This is a genomic window from Streptomyces sp. NPDC044064, from assembly GCF_056434245.1.
Window position 1 is genome coordinate 224,062 of sequence record NZ_JBWKFN010000005.1, and the last position, 16,930, is coordinate 240,991.

Annotated in this window: 19 protein-coding genes; 11 read left to right on the forward strand and 8 right to left on the reverse strand. The window is 72.6% G+C overall.

The features are described 5' to 3' along the window. Positions 1–61 precede the first annotated feature (61 nt). Together AC07DS_RS10805 and AC07DS_RS10810 are read right to left on the reverse strand one after the other, a co-directional pair. Positions 62–1,459: a GntP family permease gene (locus AC07DS_RS10805; protein WP_479144105.1), complete on the reverse strand. Its 1,398-nt coding sequence runs from the start codon at positions 1,457–1,459 to the stop codon at positions 62–64. A 38-nt stretch (positions 1,460–1,497) separates the two neighbouring features. Then, on the reverse strand, positions 1,498–2,016 hold the full coding sequence (locus AC07DS_RS10810) for a gluconokinase (protein ID WP_479144106.1): 519 nt from the start codon (positions 2,014–2,016) through the stop codon (positions 1,498–1,500). A 142-nt stretch (positions 2,017–2,158) separates the two neighbouring features. Here AC07DS_RS10810 and AC07DS_RS10815 point away from each other — a divergent pair, with 142 nt between their 5' ends. Next, a complete protein-coding gene (locus AC07DS_RS10815; RefSeq protein WP_479144107.1) occupies positions 2,159–2,860 on the forward strand; it encodes a FadR/GntR family transcriptional regulator in 702 nt (233 codons plus the stop codon). A gap of 34 nt (positions 2,861–2,894) precedes the next feature. Here the strand turns inward: AC07DS_RS10815 and AC07DS_RS10820 are convergent, their stop codons facing one another. After that, on the reverse strand, positions 2,895–3,281 hold the full coding sequence (locus AC07DS_RS10820; RefSeq protein WP_479144108.1) for a YchJ family protein: 387 nt from the start codon (positions 3,279–3,281) through the stop codon (positions 2,895–2,897). Positions 3,282–3,397: 116 nt separating this feature from the next. Between AC07DS_RS10820 and AC07DS_RS10825 the strand changes: the two genes are divergently transcribed. The 3 genes from AC07DS_RS10825 to AC07DS_RS10835 are packed head-to-tail and all read left to right on the forward strand — an operon-like array spanning position 3,398 to position 6,151. Continuing rightward, complete coding sequence (locus tag AC07DS_RS10825) at positions 3,398–3,709, forward strand: dsRBD fold-containing protein (RefSeq protein WP_479144109.1); 312 nt, start codon at positions 3,398–3,400, stop codon at positions 3,707–3,709. Positions 3,710–3,721: 12 nt separating this feature from the next. Then, a complete protein-coding gene (locus AC07DS_RS10830) occupies positions 3,722–5,026 on the forward strand; it encodes a phosphoribosyltransferase family protein (RefSeq protein WP_479144110.1) in 1,305 nt (434 codons plus the stop codon). A 9-nt stretch (positions 5,027–5,035) separates the two neighbouring features. Continuing rightward, positions 5,036–6,151 (forward strand): CapA family protein, encoded by a 1,116-nt coding sequence (locus AC07DS_RS10835; protein ID WP_479144111.1) that lies wholly within the window; start codon positions 5,036–5,038, stop codon positions 6,149–6,151. A 9-nt stretch (positions 6,152–6,160) separates the two neighbouring features. Here AC07DS_RS10835 and polX read toward each other — a convergent pair whose 3' ends face one another. The 4 genes from polX to AC07DS_RS10855 all read right to left on the reverse strand — a co-directional run bounded on the left by polX (position 6,161) and on the right by AC07DS_RS10855 (position 10,477). Next, entirely contained in the window at positions 6,161–7,888 is a 1,728-nt protein-coding gene (gene polX, locus AC07DS_RS10840) for a DNA polymerase/3'-5' exonuclease PolX (protein ID WP_479144112.1), read from the reverse strand. A gap of 35 nt (positions 7,889–7,923) precedes the next feature. Then, complete coding sequence (locus AC07DS_RS10845) at positions 7,924–8,550, reverse strand: cytochrome b/b6 domain-containing protein (RefSeq protein ID WP_479144113.1); 627 nt, start codon at positions 8,548–8,550, stop codon at positions 7,924–7,926. Then, complete coding sequence (locus tag AC07DS_RS10850; RefSeq protein WP_479144114.1) at positions 8,534–9,262, reverse strand: molybdopterin-dependent oxidoreductase; 729 nt, start codon at positions 9,260–9,262, stop codon at positions 8,534–8,536. Before AC07DS_RS10850 ends, AC07DS_RS10845 begins: the two co-directional genes overlap by 17 nt. A gap of 78 nt (positions 9,263–9,340) precedes the next feature. After that, complete coding sequence (locus AC07DS_RS10855) at positions 9,341–10,477, reverse strand: hypothetical protein (protein WP_479144115.1); 1,137 nt, start codon at positions 10,475–10,477, stop codon at positions 9,341–9,343. Positions 10,478–10,861: 384 nt separating this feature from the next. Between AC07DS_RS10855 and AC07DS_RS10860 the strand changes: the two genes are divergently transcribed. Genes AC07DS_RS10860 through AC07DS_RS10875 form a run of 4 tightly spaced genes read left to right on the forward strand, consistent with a single transcriptional unit; the run spans position 10,862 to position 13,026 of the window. Continuing rightward, positions 10,862–11,752, forward strand: a complete 891-nt coding sequence (locus AC07DS_RS10860; RefSeq protein ID WP_479144116.1) for a DMT family transporter — start codon at positions 10,862–10,864, stop codon at positions 11,750–11,752. Between the two features lie 33 nt (positions 11,753–11,785). Beyond that, positions 11,786–12,301 carry an NUDIX domain-containing protein gene (locus tag AC07DS_RS10865; RefSeq protein ID WP_479144117.1) on the forward strand — a complete coding sequence of 172 codons (516 nt, stop codon included), beginning with the start codon at positions 11,786–11,788 and terminating at the stop codon, positions 12,299–12,301. Positions 12,302–12,322: 21 nt separating this feature from the next. Next, a complete protein-coding gene (locus AC07DS_RS10870; protein ID WP_479144118.1) occupies positions 12,323–12,715 on the forward strand; it encodes a YidH family protein in 393 nt (130 codons plus the stop codon). Beyond that, entirely contained in the window at positions 12,703–13,026 is a 324-nt protein-coding gene (locus AC07DS_RS10875; RefSeq protein ID WP_479144119.1) for a DUF202 domain-containing protein, read from the forward strand. Before AC07DS_RS10870 ends, AC07DS_RS10875 begins: the two co-directional genes overlap by 13 nt. 51 nt (positions 13,027–13,077) lie before the next feature. On the opposite strand, the gene AC07DS_RS10880 is transcribed toward AC07DS_RS10875, so the two are convergent. Further along, positions 13,078–14,028: an NADP-dependent oxidoreductase gene (locus tag AC07DS_RS10880; RefSeq protein WP_479144120.1), complete on the reverse strand. Its 951-nt coding sequence runs from the start codon at positions 14,026–14,028 to the stop codon at positions 13,078–13,080. A 115-nt stretch (positions 14,029–14,143) separates the two neighbouring features. Here AC07DS_RS10880 and AC07DS_RS10885 point away from each other — a divergent pair, with 115 nt between their 5' ends. From AC07DS_RS10885 to AC07DS_RS10895, 3 genes are all read left to right on the forward strand, one after another. Beyond that, positions 14,144–14,443 carry a hypothetical protein gene (locus tag AC07DS_RS10885; RefSeq protein ID WP_479144121.1) on the forward strand — a complete coding sequence of 100 codons (300 nt, stop codon included), beginning with the start codon at positions 14,144–14,146 and terminating at the stop codon, positions 14,441–14,443. A gap of 167 nt (positions 14,444–14,610) precedes the next feature. Next, positions 14,611–15,633, forward strand: a complete 1,023-nt coding sequence (locus tag AC07DS_RS10890) for a phosphotransferase family protein (protein WP_479144122.1) — start codon at positions 14,611–14,613, stop codon at positions 15,631–15,633. Positions 15,634–15,639: 6 nt separating this feature from the next. Next, positions 15,640–16,854 (forward strand): acyl-CoA dehydrogenase family protein, encoded by a 1,215-nt coding sequence (locus AC07DS_RS10895; protein ID WP_479144123.1) that lies wholly within the window; start codon positions 15,640–15,642, stop codon positions 16,852–16,854. The last annotated feature ends 76 nt before the right edge of the window (positions 16,855–16,930 follow it).

Here is a 16,930-nt window from a genome sequence, read left to right on the forward strand (position 1 = left end):
TCCACGGGCCGTACGGCCGCCGATGCCGAGGAGGGGGTGAGCCGTCGTCGCCGTACCGCTCCTAGATCACCAGGGACAGCAGGAGGACCAGGCCGCCGGCGACCACCGAGATGATCGTCTCCATCACCGACCAGGTCTTGACGGTCTGTCCCACGCTCAGCCCGAAGTACTCCTTCACCAGCCAGAAGCCGGCGTCGTTGACCTGGCTGAAGAAGAGTGAGCCGGCGCCGATGGCGAGGACCAGCAGGGCGGTGTGGGTGGTCGACATGTCGGCCGCGAGCGGCGCGACCAGACCGGCCGCGGAGATCGTCGCCACCGTCGCCGAGCCGGTGGCCAGCCGGATCGCCACCGCGATCAGCCAGGCCAGCAGCAGTGCCGGGATCGACCAGTCCTTGGAGATGTCGAGGATCATCTGACCGACGCCGGAGTCGATCAGTGTCTGCTTGAAGCCGCCGCCAGCGCCGACGATCAGCAGGATGCCGGCGATGGGCATCAGGCCCCTGTCGACCGTCTGCTGGAGCCGGTCCTTGCCGAACCCGGCGGCCCGGCCCAGTGTGAAGAAGCCGACGATCACCGCGGTGAGCAGCGCGATCAGCGGGGAGCCGACGACGTCGAAGACCCGCTGGGTCATGTCGGCGGGGTCGTCGACGACGATGTCCACCAGCGCCTTGGCCAGCATCAGCACCACGGGCAGCAGCATGGTGGCGAGCGTCGCGCCGAAGCCGGGCCGGCGCTCCAGCTCCTCGGTCGTGCGCTGCGGGAGCATGCGGTCGGGGGCCGGGACGTCCACCCAGCGGGCGGCGAACCGGGAGAAGACCGGACCGGCGATGATCACCGTCGGAATGGCGACGACGATGCCGAGCGCCAGGGTCACGCCCAGGTTGGCGCCCACCGCGTCGATCGCGACCAGCGGGCCGGGGTGCGGCGGGATCAGGCCGTGCATCACGGACAGACCGGCCAGCGCCGGGATGCCGATGCGCATCAGGGAGTAGTTGCCGCGCTTGGCGACCATCAGCACGACCGGGATCAGCAGCACGATGCCGACCTCGAAGAACAGCGGCAGGCCGACCACGGACGCGATCAGCACCATCGCCCACGGCATCGCACGCCCTCCCGCCCTGGCGAGGATCGTGTCGACGATCTGGTCGGCGCCGCCGGAGTCGGCGAGGAGCTTGCCCAGGATCGCCCCGAGCGCGATCAGGACGCCCACGCCGGCCACCGTGGCGCCGAGCCCGGTGGTGAAGCTGGTGATGGCCTTGTCCAGCGGTGCCCCGGCGACGGCCCCGAGGACCAGCGACCCGATGGTCAGCGCCAGGAAGGCATGGAGCTTGAACTTGGTGATGAGCAGGACGATGACGGCTATGCCCGCCAGGACGGCGATGCCGAGCTGGGCGTGGCCGGCCGAGGTGATGGGCTGGACGGTGTCCGCTGCCAGCATCTCGGCACTGAGTCTGGTCACGGGGGTTCCCTTGCAGGTACGGGGGACGGGGGTGGGTGTTACTCGGAGGTCGCGGAAAGCGCGTCGAGTGCCTTCACGGCTCGGTCGGTGATCTCCTCGGGGCCGCCGCCGACGTCCACGGCTACTCCCCGCTCGTCGGACTCCAGGGGCTGGAGCGTGGCGAACTGGGAGTCCAGCAGGGCGGTCGGCATGAAGTGGCCCTGCCGGTGGGACATCCGGTCCTCGATGAGCCTGCGGTCGCCCGTGAGGTGCACGAACACGATCCCGGGCGCCACGGCCCGGAGCCGGTCCCGGTACGACCGCTTCAGCGCCGAGCTGCTGACCACCCCGCCGAGCCCGTCCCGCCCGTGCGCCCAGTGACCGATGGCGTCGAGCCACGGCCACCTGTCGGCGTCCTCCAGCGGGATCCCGGCCGACATCTTGTCGATGTTGGCCTTGGGGTGGAAGTCGTCGCCCTCGGCGTACGGGACACCCAGCCGGGCGGCGAGCAGCGGCCCGATCGTGGTCTTGCCCGTCCCGGCGACACCCATCACGACGACGACCTGGGGGGTGCGCATGACTGCCTCGCTGTCTTCCTCGACATCCGACGCCGACGTCCGGCGTCGCCACACTGAAACCTATTAGGTACGACGAATTCAAGAGTGTGTGATGTATAAGTCTGACTTTTTGGCTCTGTGATCCACGCCGTACTCTGAGTGCATGAGCACACCGGGCCGGGGGCTGCACGGCCGCGTACTGGACACCCTCGGTCCCGCGATCACCGCGGGCGAGTACCCGCCGGGCAGCGTTCTGCGCACCGACGAGCTGGCACAGCACTTCGAGGTGTCACGTTCCGTGATGCGCGAGGCGGTTCGGGTACTGGAGTCCATGCACCTGGTCGAGTCCCGACGCCGGGTGGGCGTGACGGTCCGCCCCAAGGCCGAGTGGAACGTCTACGACCCGCAGGTCATCCGCTGGCGCCTGGCGGGCGCCGACCGCCCGCACCAGCTGCGTTCCCTGACCGTGCTGCGTTCGGCGGTCGAGCCGGTGGCGGCGGGCCTGACCGCGAAGAACGCCTCGCCGGAGCAGTGCGCCGAACTCACCGAGTGCGCACTGGGCATGGTGTCCAACTCACGCGGACACCGGCTGGAGCAGTATCTGGTCCACGACATCGCCTTCCACCGGGTCATCCTCACGGCCTCGGGCAACGAGATGTTCGCGCGGCTCGGCGACGTCGTCGCGGAGGTGCTGGCCGGGCGCACCCATCACGAGGTGATGTTCGAGGACCCCGACCCGGCTGCCGTGACCCTGCACGTGCGGGTCGCGGAGGCGGTGCGCGCGGGCGACGCCGTCCGCGCCGAACAGCTGACCCGCGAGATCACCGTGGGCGCCCTCCAGGAGCTGGACATCCTGGCGCCCTAGCCGGCGTGACCGCCGGCCCAGGTGGCCCGGCGTCCTACCCGGCGTCCTGGTCGAGAAAGTCTCCGTCGACGTACACCCAGGCCCCGTCCACCCGCTCGAACCGGCTGCGCTCGTGCAGCGAGCCGCCGCGGTAGGAGGCGCGGAACGTCACGGTGCCGGTGGTGTGGAAGGCGGACCCGTCGGTGCCGCCGAGGATCTCCAGCCCCGTCCACTTCATGCCCGGGTCCAGGTCCAGGCGCTCCGGCCGGGTGCGTGGATGCCAGGTCCGCAGCAGATACCCCGTGTCGCCCTTCACGAACGCGCTGTACCGCGACCGCATCAGCGCCTCGGCGGTCGGCGCGGCGGCGGACCCGGCGTGGAAGCGGCCGCAGCAGGCGTCGTAGGACTCGGGTCGGCCGCAGGGGCAGGTGCGCGTGGTCATGGCCCACATTCTGCCCGTGAGCGGGGAGGCGCCTGCCGCCGGTGCGGTGCACAGTGGAATGAGGAGACGCGCCGGTGCGTCCCGTTGCCTCGCAGCGCAGTGAGGAGAGACGGACGATGACTCGACCCGTGAGCAACCGTCCTCCGTCCGTCAAGGAATGGCGGCTGAACGTGTACCTGTCCGAACACGACCCGGACACCACGGCCCGCATCATCCTGGACACCGGGGACAACGTCCTGGAGAGCCACGCGGAGGCCCGCAGGAGCCCGTACGACACGGCGGTGCCCGAGATCGGTGACGAACTCGCGGCCGGACGTGCGCTGATCGCCATGGGCCGGGTGCTGCTGCGCGCGGCCGCGGGCGACATGAAGGAGATGGGCGCGATCGAGGTCGACACTCCCGCGCCCCTCTGGCCGACCCAGGGATGACGGAGCCCTGCCGTGCTCTTCACCGACCGAACCGAGGCGGGGCGGCAGTTGGGCGCCCGCCTCGAGTACCTGAGGGGTCAGGACGTCGTGGTGCTGGGGCTGCCGCGCGGCGGAGTGCCGGTCGGCGCGGCGGTCGCCGAGGCGCTGGACGCGCCCCTGGACGTCTGCCTGGTGCGCAAGCTGGGCGTGCCGGACCAGCCGGAGCTGGGCATGGGCGCAATCGGCGAGGGTGGCGTACGGGTGATCAACGAGGAGGTGCTGCGCCTCACCGGTGTCGGCGAGGAGGCGCTGGACCGGGTCGAGAGACATGAGCGCGAGGTGCTCGCACAGCGGGCCGCCCGCTACCGGGGCGACCGCACTCCCGTCGACGTGGCGGGCCGGACCGCCGTGGTCGTCGACGACGGCGTGGCCACCGGCTCGACCGCGCGGGCGGCCTGCCTGATCGCCCGGGCCCGGGGCGCGGCGCGGATCGTGCTCGCGGTTCCCGTGGCACCACGGGACTTCACCCGCCGGCTCGGCAGGGACGCCGACGAGCTGGTCAGCCTCGACACCCCGGACGACTTCCTCGCGATCGGCCAGTTCTACGTCGACTTCGCCCAGACCGGCGACGACGAGGTCACGGCGTGTCTGCGGCAGGCGGCCAGGCGCCACGACCGCTTCGCCGGCACCGGCGCCGAGGACCGCGAGGTGGAGGTGGCGGCCGGTGCCGTACGGCTGCGCGGGCGGCTCACCCTGCCCGAGGGGGCGACCGGCGTCGTCGCCTTCGCCCACGGCAGCGGCAGCAGCCGGCACAGCCCGCGCAACCGGTTCGTGGCCGAGGGACTGAACCGGGCCGGCCTCGGCACCCTGCTCTTCGACCTGCTCACCGAGGCCGAGGAGCGCGACCGGGCCAATGTGTTCGACATCGGGCTGCTGGCCGGGCGGCTGGCCGACGCCACCGCCTGGCTGCGCGAGGAACCCGACGCCGAAGGGCTCGCCGTCGGCTACTTCGGCGCCAGCACCGGCGCGGCAGCCGCCCTGTGGGCCGCCGCCGAACCGTCGGCACGGCCCGCCGCGGTCGTCTCCCGTGGCGGCCGGCCCGATCTCGCCGGGCCTCGGCTGCCCGAGGTGACGGCGCCCACGCTGCTCGTCGTGGGCGGCGCCGACCTGCAGGTGCTCGGGCTCAACCAGGAGGCACAGGCGCAACTGCGGTGCGAGAACCGGCTGGAGGTGGTCCCCGGCGCCACGCATCTGTTCGAGGAGCCCGGCGCGCTGGAGCGGGTGACCGAGCTGGCCCGCGACTGGTTCGCCGACCACATGGCGCCCGCGCACGTGTAGGCGGGGATCATGCCCGAGGGGCTCGTCACCCTGTTCCTCGCCGGTGACGTCATGCTCGGCCGGGGCGTCGACCAGATCCTCGCGCACCCCGGTGACCCCGTCCTGCGGGAGGCCTATGTGCACGACGCCCGCGACTACGTGGCCCTGGCGGAGGCGGCGAACGGTCCGGTACCGCGGCCGGTGGCCCCCACCTGGCCCTGGGGCGAGGCCCTGCCGGTCCTGGAGGGTGCCGCGCCCGACGTGCGGGTGATCAATCTGGAGACGGCGGTCACCCGGGACGGCCGCTTCGCCCCGGGCAAGGGAGTCCACTACCGGATGAACCCGGCCAACCTGCCCTGTCTCGCCGCGGCGCGCCCCGACGTCTGTGTGCTCGCCAACAATCATGTGCTCGACTTCGGGACGCGGGGCCTCGCGGAGACGCTGGACTGCCTGGCGACGGCCGGGCTGCGCATCGCGGGTGCGGGCCGGGACGAGGACGCGGCCTGGCGTCCGGCGGCCGTACCGCTGCGGGCGGGCGGACGGGTGCTGGTCTTCTCCTTCGGGATGCCGTCCAGCGGGATCCCGCGCGGCTGGGCCGCCGGTGCCGAGCGGTCCGGGGTGGCCCTGGTCGCCGCGCCGACCGAGGGCACCGCGGCCGCGTTCGCCGACCGGCTGCGGCAGGCCGGCCGCCCGGACGACATCGTGGTCGCCTCCGTGCACTGGGGCTCCAACTGGGGATACGGCGTCTCCCGCGCGGAGGTCCGTTTCGCCCACGCGCTCGTCGAGGCCGGGGTGGACGTCGTCCATGGCCACTCCTCGCACCACCCGCGTCCGGTGGAGGTGTACCGGGACAGGCTCGTCCTGTACGGCTGCGGCGACCTGGTCGACGACTACGAGGGCATCGGCGGCTTCGAGCGCTACCGGGACGACCTGCGGCTGCTGTACCTGGCCTCGGTCGAACCGGGCACGGGCCGGCTGGCCGGGCTGCGGATGGTGCCGCTCCAGGCGCGGCGGATGCGCCTGGAGCACGCGTCGGAGAAGGACACCGCGTGGCTGCGCGCCGCCCTCGACCGGTGCAGCCGTGACTTCGGGACCCGGGTCGAGCAGGGGGACGACGGCACGCTCATGGTGCGGGCTCCGTGCTGAGAGCGGGGTTCAGGTCCGCCTGCCCTTGCGCAGGAACCGGCGCAGGCGGGTCAGGGGCCAGGTGTTGATGACGTCCTCCTCGGTGAGCCAGCCGCGCTGTGCGGTGCCGACGCCGTAGCGCAGTAGGCCGAGGTGGGGGACGGAGTGCGCGTCGGTGTTCACCGCAAACTTCACCCCGTGCTGCCGGGCCCGCAGGATGTCCTCGTCGCGCAGGTCCAGCCGGTCGGGCTGGGCGTTGACCTCCAGCGCGGTGCCGCCTCGGGCACAGGCGGCGAACACCTCGTCCCAGTCTGCGTCGACGCCCGTGCGCCTGCCGATGAGCCGGGTGGTCGGGTGGCCGATGACGTTCACGTACGGGTTCTCGCAGGCCCGCAGGAGCCGTCGGGTCATCGCCTGGCGGTCCAGGTCGAAGTGGGAGTGCAGGGAGGCCACGCACAGGTCGAAGCCGGCCAGGAAGTCGTCCGGCCAGTCCACGTCGCCCTCCGGGCCGATGTTCAGCTCCGTGCCGTGCAGGAGTCGCATCCTGCCCAGCGTGCCGTCCAGTCGCCGCAGTTGCTCCCGCTGGGCGAGGACCTTCTCGTCGGTCATGCGCTGCATGTACAGGCGGGGCGCGTGGTCGGTGACCGCGTAATAGGCGTAGCCGCGTGCGGCGGCGGCCTCCAGCATCGTCTCCAGCGGTGCGAGGCCGTCGGTGAGGTCCGTGTGGGTGTGCAGGTCGCCGCGGATGTCCCGCTCGGTCAGCACCTCGGGCAGCTCGCCGTGCAGCGCGGCCTCGATCTCCCCGCGGTCCTCCCGCAGCGTCGGCGGGATCCAGGGCAGGCCGAGCCGGTCGTACACCTCCTCCTCCGTGCGGGAGGCGAGCGATTCCCCGGTCTCGGCGTCGAACAGGCCGTACTCGGAGAGCTTGAGTCCCTGGCGGACGGCGATGGTGCGGGTACGGATGTTGTGCCCCTTGGAGCCGGTGAAGTACTGCAGCCCGGCGCCCCACGAGGCGGGCGGCAGCACCCGCAGGTCCACCTGGACGCCCTTGTGGGTGCGGACGGACGTCTTCTTCTCGCCGTGGGCGATCACCTCCGCGGTCGACGGCAGCGAGACGAGGGCGTCCATGAAGGGCCCCGACCGGTTCGCGGCGACGAGGATGTCGATGTCGCCGATGGTCTCCCGCATGCGCCGCAGGGAGCCGGCGTAGGTGCAGCGCTTGCAGCCCCTCACCGCGGACAGCTCGGCGACGATGTCCTCGGCGGTGTCGAGGGCCAGGTGGACGGGGATGCGGTCGCCCGCCTGCCGCAGCAGCCCGATCCCGTGCAGGAGGTTCTCCTGCGTCTTCTCGCCGAACCCCTTCAGGTCGGCCAGCGCGTCCGCCTCGATGGCCGCGGCCAGTTCGTCCACCGAGGAGATGTGCAGGTCCTCGTAGAGCCGCAGCGCCTTCTTCGGTCCGAGCGTGGGGATCGTGATCAGCTCCCGCACCCCGGCCGGGATCTTCGCCCGGCGCTCCTCGACCACGGCCATGGTGCCGGTGCGCAGGTACTCGATCACCTTCTCGGCGATCGACCGGCCCACGTTCGGGATCTCCTTCAGGCCGTTCGCGTCCAGCCGGGAGATGTCGGCGGGATGGCCGCCGATGGCCCGCGCCGCCTTCTCGTAGGCGCGCGCCTTGAAGGCGTCGCCTCCCGTGATCGCGACGAGGTCCGCGTACTCCTGCAGGAGCGCCTCGACCTCTTCATTGGGCCGGGCCACCCCTCAAGTCTAGGAAGGTGCGGTCCGGGCCGTCGTCACGGACGCCACAGGGGGTGCTCCCGCTTCGCCCACTCCCGGCTCACCGACCCGGTCCGCAGTCCCCGGCGCGCCTCCGGGTCCGCCAGTGCCATGCCGATGTGGCCGGCCAGGACCACACCGATGGTCAGCGCCAGCCAGTCGTGGACGAAGGTCGCCGAGGTGCGCCACATCAGCGGGGTGAGGTGGGTGAACCACATCATCAGGCCGGTGCCGAGCATGACCAGGGTGGCCCCGGCGATCCAGGCGGCGTACACCTTCTGGCCCGCGTTGAACTTGCCCGCCGGGCGCGAGGAGTGGCGCTTGTCGCGCACGAGCGCGGCGCGCAGCCACACGCGGTCGTGGGGGCCGAAGCGGTTGAGGAAGCGCAGGTCCGTGCGGAAGGCCCGGGAGGCCAGGCCGAGGAGGACCGGGACGGGCAGGGCGAGCCCGGCGCACTCGTGGATGCGTACGACCAGTTCGCGGCGCCCGACGAGCACGGCCAGCTGGGGGATGTAGAGGCAGGCGGCGGTCGCCACGCACACGCCCATCAGGGCGGCCGTGGTGCGGTGCACCCACCGTTCGGCCCGGCTGAAGCGGTGGACGCGGGCGCTCGTCGGGGCCGGGGTCTCAGCTCGTAGGCTCATCGGTCCGTCCGTTCGAGCGGCCGACCCAGGCGTCGACGTCGTAGCCGAGGTTCTCCCAGTAGCCGGGCCGGACCTCGTCGGTCACGGTGATGCCGGAGAGCCACTTGGCCGACTTGTAGAAGTACATGGGGGCCACGTAGAGCCGGACCGGGCCGCCGTGGTCGTGGCCGATGTCCTTGTCCTGCATGCGCAGGGCGGCCAGGACGTCCGGGCGGCGGGCCTGGTCGAGGGTGAGGCTCTCGGAGTAGGTGCCGTCGAAGCAGGTGAAGCGGATGGCCCTGCCGGAGGCCCGGACGCCCGCGGCGTCCAGCAGGTGGGAGAGGCGTACGCCCTCGAAGGGGGTGCCCGGGACCCGCCAGCCGGTGACGCACTGGACGTCCTTGACCAGCCGGGTCTGCGGCAGGGCCCGCAGCTCGGCGAGGGTGTAGGTGTGCGGGTGGTCGACCAGGCCGTCGACGGTCAGCCGGTAGTCGGCGGGGCCCTTGTGCGGGACGGACGCGGCGACCGAGTAGTAGCGGAAGCCGCCGCCGTTGGGCAGCAGGCCGGTCAGACCCGTGGGGTCCTTGCCGGAAATGGCACCGAGGAAGCCCTCCAGGCCGCGTTGCAGCACCGGCGCGGTGGCGACGCCGAGGGCGCCCAGGCCGAGGGTGCCGAGGAAGACGCGGCGGCCGAGCGGCCTGCCTTCCGGTTCCTCGGCCGGTTCAGTGTTCACCTCATCATTCGAGCACTTCCGGACCCGCCGGGGCCAGGGAGTCGGGCCACGGGTCAGACTTCCGTAATCACTTCTCACCTACGGTTCGGGCCACGACACCGCGGGCGACGGCCTGCCGAGAGCGCGGGCACGGGCGGTGCTGAAGGCCTGCCAGGCGTCCCGGTGCGGATAGGACCAGGGGGCTCTGGTGGCGTGCCGGCCGATGCGCTGGAAGAGGGCCGCCGCCTCGGCCGGGCGGCCGGCGCAGGACATGGCGAACGCCAGGTGGTTGAGGTCGGTGTGGCGACGGGGGTGGTCGTCGTGCTCCCACTCCAGCCACCAGTCGAAGGCCGCGCGCAGGATCCGGCGGGCCCGGGAGCCCGACCAGTGCCCGGAGCCTGCCGGGTCGCCGTGCGCCGGCCCGGTGGCGGCCAGGACCCGGTAGCGCTCGGCGTGGGCGACCACCGGCAGGACGGCCAGCGGGGAGTCGGCGGGGGCCTCGGCGGCGGCCAGCTCGGCGAGGTCGTACACCTCGTGGGAATCGGCCCGGCCGCCCTGGGGCCGCTCGGCGAGCCGGGCGATGAGCAGGTGGTGTCCGTGGTGGTGCTCGGGATACCGCTCGCGCAGTTCCGCGAACGTGCGCAGCACCTCGCTCTCCGGGCCCCGGGTGCGGGCCAGCAGGAGCAGGCCGAGCCAGGGGGTGGGGTCGGCGGGGGCGAGCGCGGCGGCGGTGCGGCAGGCCTCGCGGGCCCGGTCGGCGTCGTCCTTGCCGCGCAGGGTGCGCTGAACCAGGGCGAGGGCGTGCAGGGTGGCGGCGTCGGCGGAGCCGGGCTCGGCGAGCAGCCACTCGTGGGACCAGGCGGCGGCGTACGGCTCCGCGGCGAGCACGGTGGCCCGGTGCCCCCGGCGGTCCCAGTCGTCGCCGGTGTGCAGCAGCAACGACCGGGCGACCTGCCAGCGGCCCTGGGCCAACGCGGCGCGGGCGGCCAGGAGTTCGGCGTCGCCGAGCGCGTCGTCGAAGGCACCTGCCGCGGCGTCCTCCGAGGCGAGGGCACCTGCCGCGGCGTCCTCCGAGGCGAGGGCACCTGCCGCGGCGTCCTCCGAGGCGAGGGCGCCTGCCGCGGCGTCCTCCGAGGCGAGGGCGCCTGCTAACGCGCCGGAGTCGTCCGGGGCGGTGCCGCCGGACTGGTCCGTGGGGGCCCGGCGAGCGCCGAGCAGAGGCGGGAGTGGGGGCACCGCGGAACTTCCTGATTCTCGGGCTGCCATCGACCGATCACGCACAGCAAACCCCCAGCCAAGGTTTGCGTCAAGCGGAACCCGGGTGTTGCTTCCTTCAACCAGCCTGACAGCAGGGGCACTTGGGACAAGCCCGCCCTGTTTGCGGTGGCGGACGTGCGGAGTGCGCGCGGATCGCTGTGGCGTACGCCATGGCGTCGGCGGTCCGCTCGGCGGAGCATGGCCGGACGGTCCCGCCCTCCACGGGCGAACCCGCCGCCGGCGGGGCACGGTGACCGAGTCAACCGCCCGGTTCCGGGCACTCTCCGGGGCGATACGGCCCCGGGAGCGCTACAGTCGGCCACTACGCGTCCGTGGTCCGGCCGGATGATCGAGGTACGCAGCGTGTCCGTTCTGGTTCTCCTCCTCGCCGTGAGCGCGGCCGGCTGTGTCGGCTTCGGATTCGTGCTCCAGCAGAACGCCGCCCAGAAGGCACCGCTCGGCGACTTCCTGTCGTTCCGGCTGCTGCTCGACCTGATGCGGGTACCGCGCTGGCTCGGCGGAATCGCCCTGATGGTGGCCGGCATGGTGCTGGGTGCCGTCGCGCTCGGCAAGGGGGAGATCTCCCTGGTCGAACCGCTGCTCGCCACGAACCTGCTGTTCGCGCTCGCCCTCTCCCGCCACCAGACCAGACAGTCCCTGGGCCGCCAGGGCTGGACCGGCCTCGCACTGCTCGCGGGCGGCGTGACCGCGTTCATCCTGGCGGGCGAGCCGCGCGGCGGCAGCGCGATCGCCGACCCGGTGCGGCACTGGCTGATCATCGGCGCGATGCTCGGCGCGGCCATGGTGCTCACGACGTACGCCAAGCGGTCCCGGCTGAGCTGGGGCCCGGTGCTGCTGGCCACCGCCGCCGGGCTGCTGTACGGCGTACAGGACGCGCTGACCCGGGTCAGCGGCACCCGCTTCTCCGAGGGCGGCCTCGCGGAGCTGTTCAGCAGCTGGCAGCCGTACGGTGTGCTCGCGCTGGGCGTCACCGGTCTCGTCCTGGTGCAGAGCGCCTTCGAGACGGCTCCGCTGCGCATGTCGCTGCCCGCTCTCACCGCGGCCCAGCCGCTCGCCGGCATCCTGTGCGGGGTGGGCTTCCTCGGCGACCGGCTGCACACCGACACCGGGGCGCTGGCCTGGGAGGCCGCGGGGCTCGCGGCGATCGTCGCGGGCATCGTGCTGCTCGGGCTGCACCCGGCGATGCCGTGCGGCACGGAGCCGGAGCACACGCGGGACCTCCAGGCACGCTGAGCCGGCCGCGCGGGGCCCTGCTTGGATACGGGCATGAACCCTGCTGACGAGATCCTCGACATCGTCGACGAGCACGACCGGGTCGTCGCCCAGGTCGCGCGCGGCGAGGCGTACGCCCGGGGCCTGCGCCACCGGTGCGTCTTCATCCAGGCCCGGGACGCGGCCGGGCGGCTCTTCGTCCACCGCCGCACCGCGACCAAGCTGGTGTTCCCCGCCCTCTACGACATGTTCGTCGGCGGGGTCGTGGGAGCCGGCGAGTCCTACGACGAGGCGGCGCTGCGGGAGGCGGAGGAGGAGCTGGGCGTGACCGGCCTGCCCCGGCCGGACTTCCTCTTCAAGTTCCTGTACGACGACGGGGCCGGGCACAGCTGGTGGTCGGCGGTGTACGAGGTGCGGTGCGACCTTGCGGTACAGCCCCAGGCCGAGGAGGTCCAGTGGCACGACTTCCTGCCCGGGGACGAGGTGGAGCGGCGGCTCGGCGAGTGGGAGTGGGTGCCGGACGGGCTGGCGGCGTACGAGCGCCTGAGGGCGTTCCGGGCCGCCCGTTGAGGCCCCGGTAGGGTCCTGCGCGTGATCGAATTCGTGCGGAACGTCCGGCTCTGGTTCGCCCCGGAACAGGTACGCGAGGAGGGCGACACCCCCGACTACCGGTTCTCGCTGGCCAACGAGCGCACGTTCCTGGCCTGGCTGCGCACCGCGCTCGCGCTGATCGGCGGCGGTTTCGCGGTGGACCAGTTCCTGCCGGACCTGCGCTGGGCGTGGCGGGTCGGCCTGGCGCTCGCGCTGCTCGGCGCCGGTGTGCTGTGCTCGCTGCGTGCGGTGAACCACTGGGTGCGCTGCGAGCGGGCGATGCGGCGGGGCGAGGATCTGCCGGCGTCCCGCTTCCCGGCGGTGCTGAGCCTGGTGGTCGCGGTGGTGGCGGTCGCGATGGTCGTGGTGGTGCTGGTCGGATGGGCGGGGTGAGCACCGAGGCCCGGGATCCCGGGCTGCAGCCGGAGCGCACCCGGCTGGCCTGGCGGCGCACGACGCTGTCGAGCACCGTGGCCGCCGTACTCGCGGTGAAGACCGCGCTGCACGGCGGGGCCACGGCCGTCGGCATCGTCCTGTGCGCCCTGTGCTGCGCGCTCTGGCTGGGCTTCCTGTGGGTGGCACACCACCGGATCGGCGCGCTCGCGGCCGGCCCGCGCCCGTCCGCGCTGGCACCCCGGCACGCGGCGGCGGCGGTGCTGTGCACGGTGGCGATGGCCGCGTGCGCGGCCGTTCTCGTGTTCTAGACGGCGCCTTCCCCGCCGGGTCCGGCGCCTTCCCCTCCCGGCTCTGCGCGGCTACGCGGTGTCCTCCTCGGTGTCCCAGTCCACCGTGACCACGATCTTGCCCCGGGTGCGGCCCTCCTGGCTCAGCCGGTGCGCGTCCGCCGTCCGCTCCAGCGGCAGGACCTCCTGGACGTGCACGGACACCACTCCCTGCTCCGCCAGCTCGGCCAGGCGGGCCAGGTCCGCGGTGTCGGGGCGGACGAAGCAGTAACGGCCGCCGTAGCTCAGCACCTCGGCGTCAGCGATGGACGCGAGCCGGCCCTCGGGGGCGAGCAGATTGGCGGAGATCTTCAGCGTGTCGCCGCCGATGGTGTCGAAGACCGCGTCCACGCCCTCGGGGGCCAGTCCTCGCACCCGTTCGGCCAGGCCCTCGCCGTGGGCGACCGGCTCGCCGCCGAGGCTCCGTACGAAGTCGTGGTTGCGCTCGCTCGCCGTGCCGATCATCCGGGCGCCGAGGTGGGCGCCGATCTGGACGGCCAGCGAGCCGACCCCGCCGGCCGCCGCGTGCACCAGCACGGTCTCACCGCGCTTGATCTCCAGCGCCTTCACCAGGACCTGGTAGGCGGTGAGCCCGGCCAGCGGCAGCCCCGCGGCCTCCTCGTAGGACAGGTTGCGCGGCTTTCGGGCCAGGGTGCGCACGGGCGCGGCGACGTACTCGGCGAAGGTGCCCCGGGACAGGAAGTCCTCGCGGACGTAGCCGATCACCTCGTCGCCCACGGAGAACTCCGTGACGGCGACTCCGGGCTGCACCACCACGCCGCTCACGTCCCAGCCCGGGACGACCGGGAAGACGGCGTCAAGGACGGGGTCGAGGTAGCCCTCGCGGCACTTCCAGTCGACCGGGTTGACCGCCGCCGCGCGCACCTTGACCAGCACCTGGTCGGGGCCGACCTTCGGGTCGCCGACCTCCCCGTACTCCAGCACCTCGGGTCCGCCGTAGCGGCTGTAACTGATGCCCTTCATGCCCTCGACCCTCCGGGGTACTCGTACGCCACGCAACCTGTATGCCCTGATATGCACCATTCGCGCGCGTAGCCTGTTCGCTCGTCACCGTTCCGTACCCCTCGAAGGTGAACACATGACCACGCTCCATCAGGAACACACCGAGCACGGCACCCACAGCCACGGTCCCGGCTGCGGGCACACCGCCGTCCAGCACCTCGACCACCTCGACTACGCGCACGACGGCCATCTGCACCGCGAGCACGGCGGCCACTGGGACGAGTGCGAACCGGCCGGCCACACCGCACACGCGGGCCACGAGCACGTGCACCACGAGGAGTGCGGGCACGCCCAGGTCCGGCACGGCGACCACGTCGACTATCTGCACGACGGACACCGCCACGCCGAGCACGGGGACCACTGGGACGACCACTGACCCGCACGGCAGAAGGGCCGACGGCTCCCCGGGCAGCGCACGGGGAGCCGTCGGCCTATCGTGGCTCCGGTCACGTTTCTCGCCACGTTCGGCCCATGCACTGGACGGCATACCGACCGGTCGGCATCATAAGTCGGGTCCAGTTCACCCGTTCGTAGGAGTGATGTATGAGCGCCGACCACCCGCCCGGACTCGATCTCGACCGGCTGCGCGGCCTGCTCGAACGTGAGCGGCCCGGTCTGGTGAACGGCCCGCTGAGCGGCCGGCTGATCGAGGGCGGACGGTCGAACCTCACCTACGCGCTCTCCGACGGCATCTCGAAGTGGGTCGTCCGGCGCCCGCCGCTCGGCCATGTGCTGGCCACCGCGCACGACATGAAGCGCGAGCACCGGGTGATCAGCGCGCTGCACCCGACGGACGTGCCGGTCCCCCGCCCGGTCCTGCTGTGCGAGGACGAGGAGGTGCTCGGGGCGCCGTTCTACGTCATGGAGTTCGTCGAGGGCACCCCGTACCGCACCGCGGACCAGCTCGCCCCGCTGGGCGAGGAGCGCACCCGGAACGCGGTGCTGTCCCTGGTGGACACACTGGTCGAACTGCACGCGGTGGACCCCGCCGAGGTGGGCCTGGACGACTTCGGCCGGCCCGAGGGCTTCCTGGACCGGCAGCTGCGCCGCTGGGGCAAGCAGCTGGACGCCTCCCGCAACCGGGAACTGGCCGGCATCGACGAGCTGCACGCGGCCCTCGGACGCGCCCTGCCCACCTCCCCCGCGCCCGCCGTCGTGCACGGCGACTACCGGCTGGACAACGTCCTGATCGGCGCCGACGACAAGATCAAGGCGATCCTCGACTGGGAGATGTCGACCATCGGCGACCCGCTGACCGACCTGGGCCTGCTGGTGATGTACAGCCAGCCGCTCGCGCTGCCGCACTCGCCGGTGTCCACGACCGCGCAGGCCGCGGGGCACCCCTCCCCGCAGGAGCTGATCGAGCGGTACGCGGCGCGCTCGGGGCGCGACGTCTCCGCCGTCTCCTGGTACACGGCGTTCGCCTGGTTCAAGCTCGCCGTGATCCTGGAGGGCATCCACTACCGGTACACGCTCGGCCAGACGGTCGGGCGCGGCTTCGACCGCATCGGCGAGCTCGTGCCCGTCTTCATCGACCACGGACTGACCACTCTTCAGGAAGGCTGACCGGACATGGACTTCGCGTTCGACGCGCGTACGGAGGAGCTGCGCGGCAAGCTGCTCGCCTTCATGGACGAGTACGTCCATCCGGCGGAGGCGGTGGCCGAGGAGCAGCGGGCCGCGCTGGCCTCGCCCTGGGACACCCCGGCCGTGGTCGGCGAGCTGAAGGCCGAGGCGCGCAGGCAGGGTCTGTGGAACCTCTTCCTGCCGGACACCGAGTACGGCGCCGGACTGACGAACCTCCAGTACGCGCCGCTCGCCGAGATCACCGGCCGCTCCCCGCACCTCGCGCCCACGGCGACGAACTGCGCCGCGCCCGACACCGGGAACATGGAGGTGCTGGCGCAGTTCGGCAACGAGCAGCAGAAGAAGCAGTGGCTGGAGCCGCTGCTCGCCGGTGAGATCCGCTCGGCGTTCGCGATGACCGAGCCGGACGTGGCCTCCTCCGACGCCACCAACATCACCACGCACATCGAGCGGGACGGCGACGAGTACGTCATCACCGGCCGCAAGTGGTACATCTCCGGGGCGATGAACCCGGACTGCAAGATCTTCATCGTCATGGGCAAGACGGACCCGGACGGGGCGGACATCCGGCGCCAGCAGTCGATGGTCCTGGTCCCGCGCGACACCCCCGGCGTGACCGTCAGGCGCGCGATGCAGGTCTTCGGTTACGAGGACCACTCCCACGGCGGCCACGCCGAGGTGGTCTTCGACCGGGCGCGCGTGCCGGTGTCGAACCTCATCGGCGAGGAGGGCGGCGGCTTCGCCATCGCCCAGGCCCGGCTCGGCCCGGGCCGGATCCACCACTGCATGCGGCTGATCGGCATGGCCGAGCGCGCGATCGAGCTGATGTGCAGGCGGGCCGTCTCGCGCACCGCCTTCGGCAAGGCGCTGGCCCAGCAGGGTGTCGTCCAGAACTGGATCGCCGACGCCCGGGTCACCGTCGAACAGCTGCGGCTGCTGGTGCTGAAGACGGCCTGGCTGATGGACACCGTCGGCAACAAGGGCGCCCACGCGGAGATCCAGGCCATCAAGATCGCCACCCCGCGCGCGGTGGTCGGCATCCTGGACCGGGCCATCCAGCTGCACGGCGCCGGCGGAGTGAGCCAGGACTTCCCGCTGGCCGAGCTGTACGCGAGTGCCCGCACCCTGATGCTGGCCGACGGCCCGGACGAGGTGCACCAGCGGTCGCTGGCGCGACGGGAGCTGAAGAAGTACCTCTAGGGAGCACGGGTGAGGGGGGGGGGGCGGGGGGGGACGGACCCCCAACGCGGGGGCGGGGGGGGGGGGAGAAGAGAGC

Excerpts from the sequence above, each read along its gene's own strand:
- AC07DS_RS10810 (WP_479144106.1), bottom strand. The coding sequence starts at position 2,016 with ATGCGCACCCCCCAGGTCGTCGTCGTGATGGGTGTCGCCGGGACGGGC.
- AC07DS_RS10815 (WP_479144107.1), top strand. The coding sequence starts at position 2,159 with ATGAGCACACCGGGCCGGGGGCTGCACGGCCGCGTACTGGACACCCTC.
- AC07DS_RS10820 (WP_479144108.1), bottom strand. The coding sequence starts at position 3,281 with ATGACCACGCGCACCTGCCCCTGCGGCCGACCCGAGTCCTACGACGCC.
- AC07DS_RS10825 (WP_479144109.1), top strand. The coding sequence starts at position 3,398 with ATGACTCGACCCGTGAGCAACCGTCCTCCGTCCGTCAAGGAATGGCGG.
- AC07DS_RS10835 (WP_479144111.1), top strand. The coding sequence starts at position 5,036 with ATGCCCGAGGGGCTCGTCACCCTGTTCCTCGCCGGTGACGTCATGCTC.
- AC07DS_RS10845 (WP_479144113.1), bottom strand. The coding sequence starts at position 8,550 with ATGAGCCTACGAGCTGAGACCCCGGCCCCGACGAGCGCCCGCGTCCAC.
- AC07DS_RS10865 (WP_479144117.1), top strand. The coding sequence starts at position 11,786 with ATGAACCCTGCTGACGAGATCCTCGACATCGTCGACGAGCACGACCGG.
- AC07DS_RS10875 (WP_479144119.1), top strand. The coding sequence starts at position 12,703 with ATGGGCGGGGTGAGCACCGAGGCCCGGGATCCCGGGCTGCAGCCGGAG.
- AC07DS_RS10880 (WP_479144120.1), bottom strand. The coding sequence starts at position 14,028 with ATGAAGGGCATCAGTTACAGCCGCTACGGCGGACCCGAGGTGCTGGAG.
- AC07DS_RS10885 (WP_479144121.1), top strand. The coding sequence starts at position 14,144 with ATGACCACGCTCCATCAGGAACACACCGAGCACGGCACCCACAGCCAC.
- AC07DS_RS10890 (WP_479144122.1), top strand. The coding sequence starts at position 14,611 with ATGAGCGCCGACCACCCGCCCGGACTCGATCTCGACCGGCTGCGCGGC.
- AC07DS_RS10895 (WP_479144123.1), top strand. The coding sequence starts at position 15,640 with ATGGACTTCGCGTTCGACGCGCGTACGGAGGAGCTGCGCGGCAAGCTG.